This window comes from Agathobaculum sp. TL06 (assembly GCF_054658635.1).
Genome location: NZ_BAAGGY010000062.1, coordinates 1 through 1,114 on the forward strand (window position 1 = coordinate 1; position 1,114 = coordinate 1,114).

Annotated in this window: 1 protein-coding gene; it reads left to right on the forward strand. The window is 44.9% G+C overall.

Features of this window, described 5'->3' with window-relative positions:
* Positions 1 to 1,114 (forward strand): DUF4368 domain-containing protein (locus tag ACYQ3S_RS15630; RefSeq protein WP_459690293.1); only part of this gene is annotated, 1,114 nt, incomplete at both ends.

Consider the following 1,114-nt stretch of genomic DNA (forward strand, 5'->3'; position numbering starts at 1 on the left):
TGTACCAATCCGCCCTATGGGTACAGGAAAGACCCAGACGACAAAAAGAAATGGATTGTAGATGAAGAAGCTGCCGCTGTGGTAAAGAAAATTTTTGATTTGTGTATTGCCGGAAAAGGACCCATGCAGATAGCAAAAGTGCTGACAGCGGACAAAGTGTTGACAGTCAAAGCCTACTATGCAAAGCGTGACGGAAAGGCTATGCCGGATAATCCCTATCGTTGGGATTACAAATCCATAGCGGGGATATTGGAACGCCCAGAATATACAGGGTGTACAGTCAATTTCAAAACCTATTCCAAATCCCACAAGCTGAAAAAACGTCTGCAAAATGCACCGGAAAATTACCGTATCTTTCCCAACACGCAACCTGCGATTATCGAGGAACAGGTATTTGAAAGGGTGCAGGAATTAAGGGCAAACAAACGCCGCCCTACAAAGACAGGACGGCAAGGCTTATTCTCCGGCTTGCTTTATTGCGCTGACTGTGGCGAAAAGCTGTACTTTTGCACAACAAACAGTTTTACGCCCAAACAAGAGCATTATGTCTGCTCCAACTACAAGAGCAATACGGGTACTTGTTCCGCGCATTTTATCAGAGAGGAAACCTTAAAACTGTTCGTCCTGCAAAGGATATTTGATGTAACAGCTATGTTCTTTGACGATATACAGAGCTTTCAAAACATGGTTTATCAGCAGAGGTTTGAGGAAGCAGAAAAAGCAGTAAAGCGGCAAAAGAAAGAATTAGAACAGGCAAGGAAACGGATTACCGAACTTGACCGTATTTTCAAGCGGATTTACGAGGACGACATCAACGGCACAATCAGTCACGAGCGATTTTTAAAACTGTCCGCCGAGTATGAAGCGGAACAAAAGGAACTGACAGAGTTTGTTAAGACGGAGCAAGCCGCCGTTGATACCTACGAGCAGGATAAAACAGACTTTGACAGCTTCGCCGCCGTTATCCGCAAGTATGTGGGAATACGGGAATTAACGCCTGCTATCGTCAATGAGTTTGTAAAGAAAATCATTGTTCACGCGCCGGATAAGTCCAGCGGACACCGCAGACAGAAGATTGAAATTGTCTGGAACTTTATCGGGGAACTGGAACAGG